The organism is Flavobacterium anhuiense, assembly GCF_004151235.1.
In the GTDB taxonomy this organism is placed as follows: Bacteria; Bacteroidota; Bacteroidia; order Flavobacteriales; family Flavobacteriaceae; genus Flavobacterium; species Flavobacterium anhuiense_A.
Genome location: NZ_JUIV01000001.1, coordinates 607,888 through 621,416, shown reverse-complemented (window position 1 = coordinate 621,416; position 13,529 = coordinate 607,888). Strand labels below are relative to the sequence as shown.

Below are 13,529 nucleotides of genomic sequence, written 5' to 3'. Positions count from 1 at the left end.
CTTAGAATCTCAGTATCTCAGAAACTTAGCCGCTTTTACTTAGCATTAATAATATTACTCAAATTCTTCTTAAAAATAGCTTTATTCTGAGCCGATAAAGGATAAACGACATCTTTGTCCGCATGTACTATTATCTTATCAATATCGGCATTTAAAAGCGCTTTCGGATCTTTTATTTTTAAGGTGCAAGCTCCATCAAAGAAACCATCATCTTCTATCGTTTTTCTAGCTTCTATTTTCGTGCCATCGCTTAAAACTGCCGAGATTGTCATTTCACTATTTAATGTTTTCGAATAAAACCCATCCATTACCAGCAAAAGGCGGTACGAGTTTTTCAATTCCGGGCCTTTAAACTCATGTCTCGTAATATTATACCGAAGACCTTTAGCAAGGGTTTGAAATTTTACCGAACAATCCAACTCATAAGTTGCAACATCTCCAGCCTCATTTACCGAAGTAATAACTTTAGCGGCTTGGGCGTTTATTGAGAAACTCGCAACAAAAAAAGACAACATAAATAAGATAACTTTCATATTTAACTATTTAAGATTCAATATAAAAGTAAAAAAAATCGCCCTTTCTCGTTAGAAAAAAGACGATTTTAATTTTGTAAATATCTAAGGATTATTTATTTCCTTTTTCGAAGTCAGCTACGAATTGAGCTAAACCGATATCTGTTAATGGGTGTTTCAATAAACCGTAAATTGCAGAAAGAGGTCCAGTCATAACATCAGCACCAATTTTTGCACAGTTTACAATATGCATTGTGTGACGCACAGAAGCTGCTAAAATTTGAGTTTCGTAACCATAGTTATCATAAACCTCTCTAATTTCTTGGATTAAGTTTAATCCGTCAGTAGAAATATCATCCAAACGGCCAACAAACGGAGAAACATAGGTTGCTCCAGCTTTTGCTGCCAAAATAGCTTGTCCCACAGAGAAAACAAGCGTTACGTTAGTTTTAATTCCTTTATCAGAAAAATATTTAGCTGCCATAACACCTTCCTTAGTCATAGGAAGTTTTACAACGATTTGCTCATGTAATTCAGCTAGCTCCTCGCCCTCTTTAACCATACCTTCAAAGTCAAGAGCATTAACTTCAGCACTTACATCACCTTCAACAAGATTGCAAATATCAACATAATGCTTTAAGATATTGTTTTTTCCAGTGATTCCTTCTTTTGCCATTAATGACGGATTAGTTGTTACACCATCCAAAACACCTAAAGCTTGTGCTTCTTTAATTTGAGCTAAATTAGCTGTGTCAATAAAAAATTTCATAATTTATATTATTTAAATTGTGTTGATTTATTCTGGGCGTGACCAGATTTGCAAAAGGCGCACCAATCAAACCGCTTACAAGCGCCTTTTTCAAATCCGGTCGGGCTATCCGTACTACTTCGGTAGTTTACTCCTATCCCTCACGCAAACGCAGCTGCAAAATTACGAAATCAATACCAATAACAATTTCAAAAACGAGATCAATTTGTAAATTATACAAAAATTCACAAAATATTTACAAACCGTAAATTATTTATTTCTGTTTAGTTCTTTCAATTCATCCCGGATTTCTTCCAAAACTCTTAAAGTATCTTCTTTGTAACTTTCTGAATTATTTATCTTATCGCTTACCGCTCCTAATATCCTACGAATTACAAACCAAATAATCAGTAAAACTAACACGCCAAAAACAGCTGGTAAATATTCGGCAATCTTTTCCATAATTTTATAATTTATAATGATTCATAAGCATCTTCTCGTACATTTTATCCGGAAGAGCACGTTTTAATACAATCGAAAACTTCTGCATAAAAGCCCCCACTTTATAATGCACATTAGGTTTTTTGGTTTGAATGATTTTATAAACCGCTTCTGCCATTTCATTTGGATTGCTTCCTGCATCAACATGATCATTCATAGTTGCTAGAACTTCTCCATACACCTTTTCGTAAGCCGAATCTTTTATAACTGGCGCATGATAGCGTCCAGCTGCAATATTAGTTGCAAAATCTCCAGGCGCAACATTTGTAATTTCAATTCCAAAAGCTTTTACTTCCATTCTTAAAGCTTCAGTAATCAACTCTAAAGCTCCTTTTGATGCCGAATAAACACTTCTATACGGAAGTCCCATATAACCAGCAATTGAAGTAATATTAATAATAAGTCCCGAATTCTGCTTACGCATTTGCGGAAGTGCAGCTTTCATAACTTCAATTGGACCGAAAAAGTTCGTTTCAAAATTATTTCGAATTTCTTCTATCGGAATTTCTTCTAATGGTCCTGTGATTCCTACTCCAGCATTATTGATGACAATGTCTAATCTTCCAGAAGTTTCAATAATTCGGTTTACAGCAGTTTTAATAGAATCAGAATTTCGAACATCTAATGCAACCAAAGGAAAAACTGAATTTAAAACTTTCTCAGGATTTCTGCTCGTTCCGTAAACAACGAAACCTTTCTGGTGTAAAAATTCACCAATAGATTTTCCAATTCCTGATGATCCTCCGGTAATTAAAACGACTTTGCTCATTTTTTTAGTTATAAGTTATGAATTTTGAGTTATGAGTTTTGGAGAATGGTAATATTTTGAACAGTACATAAAATGCTCAATATTTAACTTTTAACCAACAACATCTAACTTCAGATTGGGTCAAAAATAAAAAAATCCTCCTGATAAGGAAGATTACAAACTAATTAAATTCTAAAAAAAATGGCAAGCGACCTACATCGCACCGCTCAACCACGTACCCTTGCTATGTTCCCATCCTGGGGGAGTCTGCAGGAGCTGGTCGTGTAGGACTTGCCGGTGCAAATATACAACCTTTTTATATTTTTGCAAGACCTTTGTTGCTATAAAAATAACGTCGTATATTGGCATATTGAAATTTTAAACTATGAAAAAATATAACTTCCTAGCTGTCATTTTATTAGGAATCACATTAATTGGATGTAAAGAAAAAAATAAAGGTGAAAATTCTTTATTTACTATCGATGATTCTGCTTTTCCAGCCCATTTTACACAAAAAGAATCGCTTTCAATCGGAGTTTTAAACCCAAATTCGAAAGAAATCGACAGCATTGCTTACTTTATAAATGATAAAAGAGTTGGAGGTACAAAAGGTGCCGAAAAATTTAAATTTGAATTAAAAGATCAAAAATTAGGCTACCAATACCTAAAAGCTACTGTTTATTTTGGAGGAGATTTTTCTGATGCTACTAAAAGAATTGAAGTTGTATCTGATATCGAACCTAAATTATTAAACTATAAAATTGTAAACACTTTTCCACATGATACAACAGCTTTTACGGAAGGGTTTGAATTTTACAACGATACTTTATATGAAAGCACTGGACAAGAAGGCGCTTCATTTATAAAAAAATACGATTATAAAACGGGTAAAGTTTTCAAACAAATTGATCTTGATAAACAATATTTTGGAGAAGGAATTACGTTTATAAATGGCAAATTATTTCAGTTAACATATAAAAACAAAAAAGGATTTATCTACGATGCTAAAACATTAAAACTGGAAAAGACTTTTGATTACGAAAAAGATATTGAAGGTTGGGGAATGACGAATGACGGAAAATATATCTATCAAACTGACGGAACCGAAAAAATCTGGAAAGTAGATCCAAATACTCAAAAAATGATTGATTACATTAATGTTTATTCTGGAACTTCAAAAATCAAAGCTGTTAACGAACTAGAATGGATTAACGGAAAAATTTACACAAACGTATGGTTTAAAGACGCTATTGCAGTTGTAAATCCTGAAAACGGAGCTGTCGAAGGAATTTTAAATCTTTCCGATTTAAGAAAAACCATGAATGATATCACAACTGATGATGTATTAAATGGTATTGCATACAATCCTAAAACTAAAACCATTTTTGTGACTGGTAAAAACTGGAGCAAAATGTTTGAAATTACTGTTTCGGAATAAATCTAAAACAAAACAATTTTACGAATTTCACAAGTTTTCACACATTTATACGTGGAAATTTGTGAAATTTGTGTTTTATAACAATTCATATTAATGATCACTTTAATCACAAACATACAAGAATTACTACAGATTCGAGAAACTTCTATTGCTAAAGTTTCAGGTTCTGAAATGGCTAATCTTCCAACAATTAAAAATGCTTTTTTAGTTTTAAAAGACAATCTCATTGAAGATTTCGGTTCAATGGATAATCTTCCAAAAATAAATGCCGACAAAACAATAGATGCAACAGGAAAAGTTGTGCTTCCGTCTTGGTGTGACAGCCACACTCACATTGTTTATGCAGGAAATCGCGAACAGGAATTTGTAGACCGAATTAATGGACTTTCTTATGAAGAAATTGCTAATCGTGGCGGAGGAATTCTAAATTCGGCTAAAAAACTAAACGAAACTTCTGAAGAAGAAATTTACGAACAATCTAAAATTCGTCTCGAAGAAGTAATGCATTTAGGAACTGGAGCTGTAGAAATAAAATCAGGTTATGGATTGACTGTTGATGGCGAATTAAAAATGCTTCGTGTAATTAAAAAACTAGCAGAAAACTATCCAATCGCAATTAAAGCTACATTTCTAGGCGCACATGCGTTCCCTCTACATTACAAAGAAGATAAAGCGGGATATCTGGATGAAATTATTAACGAAATGCTGCCAGAAATCTCCAAAAACAAACTTGCTGACTATGTAGATGTTTTCTGCGAGAGCGGTTATTTTTCTGTAGAAGAAACTGAAAAAATTATGGAAGCAGGTTTAGCATTTGGCTTAAAACCAAAAATTCACGTAAACCAATTCAATTCTATTGGCGGCATTCAGGCTGGAGTTAAATTTAATGCACTTTCTGTCGATCATTTAGAAATTATGAATCCAGAAGATATTGAAGCTTTAAAAGGAACAGAAACAATGCCTGTCGCTTTACCTTCATGTTCTTACTTTTTAAGCATTCCTTATACTCCAGCACGCGAAATGATAAAAGCTGGACTTCCTTTAGCGTTGGCAACAGATTTTAATCCTGGTTCTACTCCATCAGGAAATATGAATTTTGTTGTGGCAACAGCTTGCATCAAAATGAAAATGACACCAGAAGAAGCTATAAATGCCGCAACCATAAACGGAGCCTACGCAATGGGACTTTCAGAAACTCACGGAAGCATTACAAAAGGCAAAAAAGCCAACTTAATCCTAACAAAACCTATTTCATCTTACTACCAAATTCCATACGCTTTTGGAAGCAATTTAATTGAATCTGTTTTTGTTGAAGGTAAAATTTTAGAATAATTATTTCAACGATTTAAATATAGCCCGTGGTTTCAACCACGGGAAACATATTGTTTTTCAAACAACAAATAAAACCATTCAAGTCATAAATAAAAAAAGGTCTGTGAAAATCACAGACCTTTAATATCTTAGTGGCATTTTATCACTTCGGCAAAATTATCTTAAGCTGAAACTAGTTTTAGAAACCAATTCATCATTATCAAAAACATTGATAAAGTAAGTTCCTTTTGCAAAATCTTTTCCTGGAAGATCTTCACTAACTTGTACAGTTTTATTTTCATATTTTACTGTAGTTTTAAAACTATAAGTTAAAGTATTATCCCCAAAACTTTCTGTTTTCTTTTCTCCTAAAACATTGTTTTTAGAATCAATAACTTGAACATAATACGTTTTGTCTCCAGATTTAGCGATTTGATTTTCAGCAATTGTAAAACTAACTTTTAAAATGTCTGCACGGCTAGCTTTATCTGTTTCGATTTGCTTACCCGAGCTTTTCAATTTGTAAGCTGATGTTTTAGTATTTAATACAGATAATTTAGAACCTTTTTCTACAGTTTTAGCTAATTCTTCGTTTTGACCAACTAATACTTCATTATATTTTTTAGATTCTCCTAAAACTACAATAGTACTATCTCTTTGAGTAGTTAAAACACCATTTTGTTTTTTCAACTCATCGTTTTCAGCAACTAAAGTTTTCATTTTGCTTTGCATTGCCTGAACTTGAGATCTGTATTTAGAAACATCTCCTTTAGACTTGTTCAAATCATCCATTAAAGCTACTACTTTATCTCTTTCTTGGATTAATTCATCAGACATTGAAGTATTTTCAGCAATTGCAGCGTCATAAGTTGCTTTTAACTCCTGTAAATCTTTCATTACAGACTCTTTCTCTGTCAAAGTTGTTGTAAGCTCAGTTTTAACTACTTCTGTATCAGAAGATAATTTAAAAATATACACTAAACTACCGATCAGTAGGACTGCTAAAACTGCGATTACCGCCTTTAGACTTGAATTGTTGTTCTTTGGGTTTTCCATATTTAAATAATTTTCTTTAATAACAAATTTAAGAATTAATATAAGGTAATAACGTAAGTTTCTACAATTATATTATTTTTGGAAAATAAATTTTTTTCATGGAAAAATTAATCCCTTTCACTATAAATGATTTAGCAAAAGTCACAAATCATAGAAGTGGTGAATTAAAGTTCGGAGAAAAAATGATTGTTATTCCGCCAGGAGCTGACAAAGTTAATTTTCTCAAAGAAAGCGAAGCAAAGTATGTACTTTTAGGAATTCCTGAAGATATTGGTGTGCGTGCCAATTATGGAAGACCTGGAGCTGCATCGGCATGGCAATCTGCAATAAAAAGCATTGCAAACATTCAGCATAATCGTTTTTGTAAAGGAAGCAATATTATTGTTTTAGGACAAATTAATGTTGCAAATGAAATGCGCGAAGTAGAAAACCTTGATTTTAATGATATAGACGATCGTTCAAAATTAAGTCAGCTGGTTGAAAAAATAGACAAAGAAGTATCACATATCATTTTCACTATCATTAAAGCTGGAAAGACACCAATTATTATTGGTGGTGGGCACAATAATGCCTACGGAAATATTAAAGGCGCAGCTCTTGCAAAAGGAAAGCCTGTAAATGCTATTAATTTTGATGCACACTCTGATTTTAGAATTTTAGAAGGCCGTCATAGCGGAAATGGATTTTCGTACGCTTATGAAGAAGGTTTTTTAAAGAAATATTTCATTTTTGGACTTCATGAAAATTATACTTCAAAAAGCGTTCTAGACATTATAAAAAAACTGGAAGATCGCGTTCGCTATAATACTTACGACAGTGTCAATATTAGAAAAGAAAAAGATTTTAATCGTGAGATGATCACGGCTTTGGATTTTATTAAAAATGATGCTTTCGGAATCGAAGTTGACCTTGACGCCATTCCAAACATTGCCAGCAGCGCCATGACCATAAGCGGTTTTTCTGTGGAAGAATTGAGACAATTTGTTTCTTTTTTCGGCGAACATAAAAACGCCACTTATTTGCATATTTGCGAAGGCGCACCAGATTTAGACAATTCTCCAAACAACAATTTAATAGGGAAATTAATTGGCTATTTAGTAACCGATTTCGTCAAGGCAAGCATCGAAAAAGACTGATTTAAAAGCGCATTCTAAATACAAAACAAATTGGTTTTGCCAAATAAAAGCCAATTCAAACAAACGATTGACTGAATAAACCTATCTTTGCACGTCATTTTAGAATTAAAACTAAAATAGTTAATCACCAAGATATGTTATTCGAAGATCTATCACTTTCAAAAAGTATACAAAAAGCCGTATTTGAAGAAGGCTATTTAAATCCGACTCCTATTCAGGAAAAAGCAATCCCTATTGTTTTAGAAGGTCGCGATTTAATTGGCTGTGCTCAAACAGGCACAGGAAAAACCGCAGCATTTGCCATTCCAATCATACATCAATTGCATCGCATTGTAGGTTCGTCAAAAAAAGCCAAACAAATTCGTGCGCTTGTAGTAACGCCTACAAGAGAACTTGCTGTTCAAATTGGACAAAGTTTTGACACTTATGCCAAATATACCAATTTAACACAGTTGACTATTTTTGGAGGAGTTTCTCAAAACCCTCAAGTAGATGCTTTAAAAAACGGAGTCGATGTTTTAATTGCCACTCCCGGACGTTTGCTTGACTTACATAAGCAAGGTTTTCTTGATTTAAATCACTTGCACACTTTAGTGCTGGATGAAGCCGATCAAATGCTGGATATGGGTTTTATAAACGATGTAAAAAAAATCGTTAAACTAACTCCAAAAAACAGACAAACCTTACTTTTCTCTGCGACAATGCCAATTGCGATTCGCGAGCTTGCAGAAATGTTTCTTCAAGATCCCGCAAAAGTTGAAGTTTCACCAGTCTCATCGACAGCTGAAAATGTTGAGCAACGCGTCTATTTTGTTGATAAGACAGAAAAAAGAAACTTATTATACACTTTAATTAAAGAAGAAAATTTATCAAACGTGCTTGTGTTTTCTAGAACAAAACATGGAGCTGACAATGTTGTAAAAGCACTTCGCAAAAAAGATATTCCTGCTGAAGCCATTCACGGAGACAAATCTCAAAATGCAAGGCAAAGAGTTCTTGACGCTTTTAAAAACAAAGAAGTTGGTGTTCTAGTTGCAACCGATATTGCTGCACGTGGAATTGATATTGAACAATTGCCATATGTAATCAATTTTGATTTACCGAATATTCCTGAAACTTATGTTCACCGTATTGGTCGTACAGGTCGTGCTGGAAATGGCGGAATAGCAATTTCTTTCTGCGGAAAAGATGAACTTCCTTATTGGAAAGACATCCAAAAACTGATTAAAGTTGACGTAAAAACAGTTGCCGATCATCCGTATCAATGGCATTCTGGAAGCCCAGAAGCTGGAGAAAAACCTAAAAACTCGAACAGAAGCGGTGGCGCTCATAAATCGAGAAAATCAACAAACGCTAAGAAAAATAAAAAACGCTGGTACTAAACAGCGTTTTTTTCGTTTATAAGAAAATTGATTATCTTGAATAATTTAACCGGTTCAAAAGGTTTAATGATTATATCATTCATTCCAGAAGAAATAGCTTCATCTGTAATTTCATCTTTATCAAAAGCAGTCAAGGCAACAATTGGAGTTTCAATACCTTGAAGACGTATTCTTTTCGTCGTTTCAAATCCATTCATTAAAGGCATATTGATATCCATTAAAATCAAATCAAACGTTTCGTCTTCTAAAATTTTAAGCGCTGCAAAACCATCATCAACTACTTTACAAGAATAATTATTCTTTTCGATAATCTTTTTCGTCACAAGCTGATTAATCAAGTTGTCTTCAACAACTAAAATTTTATAAACTTCGCTTGAAGTCAAGTCAACTTCAATTTCATCGATGATGCTTTTCGTTTTTGCTAAATCGTGCTCAAAGGCAATTGTAAACGAAAATGCAGTTCCTTTTCCAATATCACTATCCAAAGTAATGGTGCTTCCAAAAAGTCCAAGCAATCTTTTTACAATGCTAAGCCCTAAACCAGTACCTTGATAATCCTCATCTCGTCTACCAACTTGCACAAATTTTTCAAAAATCTTATTCTGATCTGCAACTGCAATTCCGATTCCGTCATCTTTAATTAAGAAATCTAAATAATACAGTTTTCCTTCTACTTTATTTAACTTTACATTAATTTCAACTTGTCCGTCTTTAGTAAATTTTAATGCATTACTTACCAAATTCATTAAAATCTGAGCTAGACGCAGTTTATCTCCAATTAAATATTCAGGAATATTTGAGTCGATATTGGTAGAAATTCTATTATTGTTCTTCTGCGAAAGAAAAGAAAGCGAATTTTTGATTACCGTAATTTCGTCAGAAATATTGAAAGTCAGGTTTTCAAGTACAATTTTATTCTCTTCAATTTTATTAATCTGCAGAATATCATTTACAAGAGACAGTAAATATCTGGCAGAAAATTTAAGCGAACTTAAATGCTGACTTCTTGAGATTTCTTTATGCTCTTCGAGCAGCATATTGGTAATTCCAACAACTCCATAAAGTGGCGTACGTAATTCGTGGCTTATAGTTGATATAAACTGAGTTTTGAGCAAAGAGGCTTCCTCTGCAATTTCTTTTGCTTTAAGAAGCTCTAAATTATGTTTTTTCTTGTATCTAATATTCTTTATTAACGTAATAATCAAAATTAAAAGGATAAGAGAAATCAAAATAAAAAGAATTACAATGATTTTTGATTTCCTTAAACTTTGAGATTGCTCTACTTTTTCTCCCTCAACTTTATCAATCTGTCTCTTATATTCGTCCAATTCTAGACTTAAACCAGCTTGAGAGGCCTTTTTAATTTTCTTAACATCATATAAATTATCTGAAATATCATAATGTTTAACAAGTGCATCGTACGCTTCTTTATGCCTGTTGGTTTTATTTAAAAAATGTGAATATTCTAAATAAGCACGTGACAAATCTATTTTCTCCTGACATTTTTTGCCTGATTCAATAGCACTCAAAAAATAAGCATTGGCTGCTTTATTATCATTTTTATAGCTAGAGTAAATACCATTTAACATGGCCACAATAACCTCTGTTGATTGGTCATTATACTTTACTTTAGTACTGTTTACATACTTCAAAAAGAGATATCCCTGATTGTAATTTCCAATATCAAAATAAGCCCATGCAATATTTACGTTTGTAAAATAAACCTCTTTTAAATCATTTATTTTCAAAGCATAAGCTACTGCCTTTTTATAACTACGAATTCCTTCATCAAATTGTTCTTTTCCAAAACAATACATGTTTCCCAAATTATTATAAAGGTTACATTTTAAGGAATCGTTAGTAGTTTTATTAGCATAATACAAACCTTTTTTATAGAAAAAAATGGCTTTATCATACTCTTCCAATTCGTTATAATTGGCAGCTATAATATTATAAGAACGAGCAGTAAGGCAATAATCTTTTATTGCCGTTGCAGCATTTAGAGCGACTCTGGAATAGATGAGTGATTTTTCGAAGTTGGATTCTCTAAAATTTAAAAGCGCTTTCTTCACATTCTTTTCAATTTTAGGATCGAGATTACAATTAGATTGCGCAATTGCTGAAATGGCAAAGCAATTCAGAATCAAAAATAGTAGTAAAAAAATCCGTCTGTGGGGCATTAATCGGCTAGTTTGATCAAATATACACTTTAAAATAAAAAAAAGCTGTATTTCATAAAAAAATACAGCTTGTCAAATACTATTTCAATAACTAAGAAAAAAATTAAATTCTCAGTTTTTCTATTTATTCTTTATCACTCTCCCATTGTCCAACAACAGAAGTTGCTAACGCATTTCCTAATACATTAGTTGCACTTCTAAACATATCGCAGAAATGATCAATAGGAAGAATTAATGCAATTCCTTCAATTGGAATATCAAACATACCGCACGTTGCAGCAACTACAACCAAACTTGCTCTTGGTACTCCAGCAATACCTTTGCTCGTAAGCATTAAAACTAAAAGCATTGCCATTTGTGTTCCTAAATCTAAATGCACATTGTAGAATTGAGCAATAAAAATACTCGCAAATGTCATGTACATCATACTTCCGTCAAGGTTAAACGAATATCCAAGAGGAAGCATAAAAGAAACAATTTTATCTTTTACACCAAAACCTTCTAATTCTTCAGTCAATTTTGGAAATACAGCTTCACTACTTGTTGTTCCAAAAGCAATTGCCAAAGGTCCTGTAATACGTCTTAACAGTTCGGTCATTCTTCCTTTAAGGAAAATATATCCTATGGCAATCAAAATAACCCACAAAGTACTGATACCAATTAAAAACGATCCGAAAAATTTAAAGTAAGTAATTACCAACTCTTCTGCATCACGTATAGCAAACACACCTGCAATAGCACCAAAAACTCCAATTGGCGCAAATTTCATTACGTAGTTTACCATTTTCAGAACAATATGAGAAAGTTTATCGAAAGCACCAATAATTGGCTTTACTGTATCTCCTAGAGAAGCTGCTGCCAGTCCGAAGAAAATAGAGAAAACTACAATCTGCAAAATCTCATTAGTCGCCATTGCTTCGATAATACTTTTTGGCACGATATGCTCAACAAAATTATCAAAAGACAGGTTTTGTGTTTTTCCTGTAACTTCAGAAGCCGCTGCCATATCAACATGTTCGAGTTTTAAACCAACTCCTGGCTGTAGAATATTTACATAAAACAATCCAATTAAAAGAGAAATAAACGAAGCTGTAAAAAACCATCCAATAGCTTTTCCTCCAATTCTTCCCACAGTTTTAATATCTCCCAATTTTGCAATCCCAACTACTAGAGTAGAAAAAACTAATGGAGAAATAATCATTTGCACCAAACGAATAAAGATAGTGGCTAACATTTTTATTTTCCCGCTAAACGCCTGTGCTGCTTCTGGCGAAATGGTATTGTGCAATATAATTCCTAAAATGGCTCCTAGAACCATTGCAATTATAATCTGCCCTGTTAATCCCGAAAGAAATGATGTTTTTTTAGTTTCTGTAACTTCTTGCATTAAATTATTTTTTGATTATTAAAATATAAGACCCTCACTGTCTTACCTTTTATTAATATGTTTTGTTGATTAAATAAAAATCTGCCAAAACAATTGCTGCCATCGCTTCTACGATTGGCACTGCGCGAGGCACTACACACGGATCATGACGTCCTTTTCCTGTCATTGGTGTAATGTTACCTTTATTATCTAAAGAATCCTGAGTCTGCATGATAGTTGCAACAGGTTTAAAAGCAACTCTGAAATAAATATCCATTCCGTTGCTGATACCTCCTTGGATTCCACCAGAAAGATTTGTTTTTGTTGTTCCGTCTGCGTTATATAAATCGTTATGTTCGCTTCCTTTCATTTCAGAACCTGAAAAACCGCTTCCGTATTCAAAACCCTTTACTGCATTAATAGAAAGCATTGCTTTTCCTAACTCTGCATGAAGCTTATCAAATACTGGTTCTCCCAAGCCAACTGGAACATTCTGAATTACACAAGTTACAACACCGCCAACAGTATCTCCCTGCTTACGAATATCACGAATATATTCTTCCATAATCGCTGCAGATTTTTCATCTGGACAACGCACTGGATTGCTTTCAATTTTAGAAAAATCCAATTCCTGATAAGGTGTATCTAAATGAATTGGACCAACAGAAGAAACATAAGCATTGATTTTGATTTCAGGCAACATTTGTTTTGCAATTGCACCTGCTACTACTCTACTTGCTGTTTCTCTTGCAGAACTTCTTCCGCCACCGCGATAATCGCGAAAACCATATTTCTTATCATAAACATAATCAGCGTGGCTTGGTCTGTAATTATCTTTTATATGAGAGTAATCGTCTGATTTTTGATTGGTATTTGGAATAATGAAACCAATTGGAGTTCCAGTTGTTTTTCCTTCAAATATTCCTGATAGAAACTGAACCGCGTCTGGCTCTTTTCTCTGTGTTACAATTGCTGATTGTCCAGGCTTTCTGCGAGCCATATCTACTTCAATTGCTTCAAAATCTAATTGTATTCCTGGAGGGCATCCGTCGATAATTCCGCCTAAAGCTTCACCGTGAGATTCTCCAAATGTAGTTACTTTATATAGTGTGCCGAAGCTGTTTCCTGCCATTGTGTTTTGTTTTGAGCAA

At 33.3% G+C, this 13,529-nt stretch carries 12 protein-coding genes and 1 other RNA gene; 4 read left to right on the top strand and 9 right to left on the bottom strand.

Features of this window, described 5'->3' with window-relative positions; genetic code table 11:
* Nucleotides 1-35 precede the first annotated feature (35 nt).
* The 5 genes from NU08_RS02675 to ffs all read right to left on the bottom strand — a co-directional run bounded on the left by NU08_RS02675 (nt 36) and on the right by ffs (nt 2,806).
* Nucleotides 36-533: a hypothetical protein gene (locus tag NU08_RS02675; RefSeq protein ID WP_129745735.1), complete on the bottom strand. Its 498-nt coding sequence runs from the start codon at nt 531-533 to the stop codon at nt 36-38.
* Between the two features lie 91 nt (nt 534-624).
* Complete coding sequence (fsa, locus tag NU08_RS02670) at nt 625-1,281, bottom strand: fructose-6-phosphate aldolase (RefSeq protein ID WP_012026532.1); 657 nt, start codon at nt 1,279-1,281, stop codon at nt 625-627.
* 249 nt (nt 1,282-1,530) lie between these two features.
* Nucleotides 1,531-1,722, bottom strand: a complete 192-nt coding sequence (locus tag NU08_RS02665; RefSeq protein WP_129745734.1) for a hypothetical protein — start codon at nt 1,720-1,722, stop codon at nt 1,531-1,533.
* Nucleotides 1,723-1,726: 4 nt separating this feature from the next.
* Nucleotides 1,727-2,530 carry an SDR family oxidoreductase gene (locus NU08_RS02660; RefSeq protein WP_129745733.1) on the bottom strand — a complete coding sequence of 268 codons (804 nt, stop codon included), beginning with the start codon at nt 2,528-2,530 and terminating at the stop codon, nt 1,727-1,729.
* Between the two features lie 178 nt (nt 2,531-2,708).
* An RNA gene (ffs, locus tag NU08_RS02655) (signal recognition particle sRNA small type) lies at nt 2,709-2,806 on the bottom strand.
* 88 nt (nt 2,807-2,894) lie between these two features.
* On the opposite strand from ffs, the gene NU08_RS02650 reads away from it, so the two are divergent.
* Both NU08_RS02650 and hutI read left to right on the top strand, forming a co-directional pair.
* Nucleotides 2,895-3,947: a glutaminyl-peptide cyclotransferase gene (locus NU08_RS02650; RefSeq protein ID WP_129745732.1), complete on the top strand. Its 1,053-nt coding sequence runs from the start codon at nt 2,895-2,897 to the stop codon at nt 3,945-3,947.
* A 93-nt stretch (nt 3,948-4,040) separates the two neighbouring features.
* Nucleotides 4,041-5,279 (top strand): imidazolonepropionase, encoded by a 1,239-nt coding sequence (gene hutI / locus NU08_RS02645; RefSeq protein WP_129745731.1) that lies wholly within the window; start codon nt 4,041-4,043, stop codon nt 5,277-5,279.
* Between the two features lie 156 nt (nt 5,280-5,435).
* Here hutI and NU08_RS02640 read toward each other — a convergent pair whose 3' ends face one another.
* Complete coding sequence (locus NU08_RS02640; RefSeq protein ID WP_111365982.1) at nt 5,436-6,314, bottom strand: hypothetical protein; 879 nt, start codon at nt 6,312-6,314, stop codon at nt 5,436-5,438.
* A gap of 98 nt (nt 6,315-6,412) precedes the next feature.
* Here NU08_RS02640 and NU08_RS02635 point away from each other — a divergent pair, with 98 nt between their 5' ends.
* Both NU08_RS02635 and NU08_RS02630 read left to right on the top strand, forming a co-directional pair.
* Nucleotides 6,413-7,450 (top strand): formimidoylglutamase, encoded by a 1,038-nt coding sequence (locus NU08_RS02635; protein ID WP_129745730.1) that lies wholly within the window; start codon nt 6,413-6,415, stop codon nt 7,448-7,450.
* Nucleotides 7,451-7,584: 134 nt separating this feature from the next.
* Nucleotides 7,585-8,832 (top strand): DEAD/DEAH box helicase, encoded by a 1,248-nt coding sequence (locus NU08_RS02630; protein WP_129745729.1) that lies wholly within the window; start codon nt 7,585-7,587, stop codon nt 8,830-8,832.
* Here the strand turns inward: NU08_RS02630 and NU08_RS02625 are convergent.
* The 3 genes from NU08_RS02625 to aroC form a co-directional block, all read right to left on the bottom strand.
* Complete coding sequence (locus NU08_RS02625) at nt 8,829-11,012, bottom strand: response regulator (protein ID WP_129745728.1); 2,184 nt, start codon at nt 11,010-11,012, stop codon at nt 8,829-8,831. The two genes, NU08_RS02630 and NU08_RS02625, sit on opposite strands and share 4 nt — an antisense overlap.
* Before the next feature lie 124 nt (nt 11,013-11,136).
* On the bottom strand, nt 11,137-12,399 hold the full coding sequence (locus NU08_RS02620; RefSeq protein WP_129745727.1) for a dicarboxylate/amino acid:cation symporter: 1,263 nt from the start codon (nt 12,397-12,399) through the stop codon (nt 11,137-11,139).
* A gap of 52 nt (nt 12,400-12,451) precedes the next feature.
* Complete coding sequence (gene aroC / locus NU08_RS02615) at nt 12,452-13,510, bottom strand: chorismate synthase (RefSeq protein WP_129745726.1); 1,059 nt, start codon at nt 13,508-13,510, stop codon at nt 12,452-12,454.
* Between the last annotated feature and the right edge of the window lie 19 nt (nt 13,511-13,529).